At 70.6% G+C, this 394-nt stretch carries 1 protein-coding gene; it reads left to right on the top strand.

Annotated features, from left to right (window positions below):
* Window positions 1–394: ATP-binding cassette domain-containing protein (locus MWC30_RS22095; RefSeq protein WP_368860934.1), on the top strand; the 394-nt coding region annotated here is incomplete at both ends.

The raw sequence follows: 394 nt of genomic DNA, 5'->3' as shown, positions 1-394 counted from the left end.
TGCAGGACGGCGGACTCCCCCAGTCCCCGCAGCCCGGTGTGCTGCTGCGCCATGTGGCCCGCCTCCACCAGGACCCCTGGCCCGTGGAGGACCTCGTGGCGCGCCTGGACATGGCGGACTTCATGACTACCAATATCCGCCGGCTCTCCGGCGGGCAGAAGCAGCGCGCAGCCCTGGCCGCCAGCCTGATCGGCCGCCCGGAGGTCGTCTTCCTGGACGAGCCCTCCGCCGGCCTGGACCCGCAGTCCCGGCAGATGGTCTTCGACCTCGTCCAGCACCTGCGCGAGCTGGGGCTGGGCATCGTGCTGACCACCCACCTGCTGGAGGAGGCGCAGAAGCTCGCCGACTCGGTGTTCATCCTCAAAGACGGCGTAGTGGTCCGCCACGGCACGGT

Origin of the sequence: Desulforhabdus sp. TSK, from assembly GCF_022836495.1 — a bacterium.
Lineage (GTDB): Bacteria > Desulfobacterota > Syntrophobacteria > Syntrophobacterales > Syntrophobacteraceae > Desulforhabdus.
The sequence above is the reverse complement of the archived record's forward strand: the minus strand, read 5'-3'. Positions and strand labels throughout refer to the sequence as shown.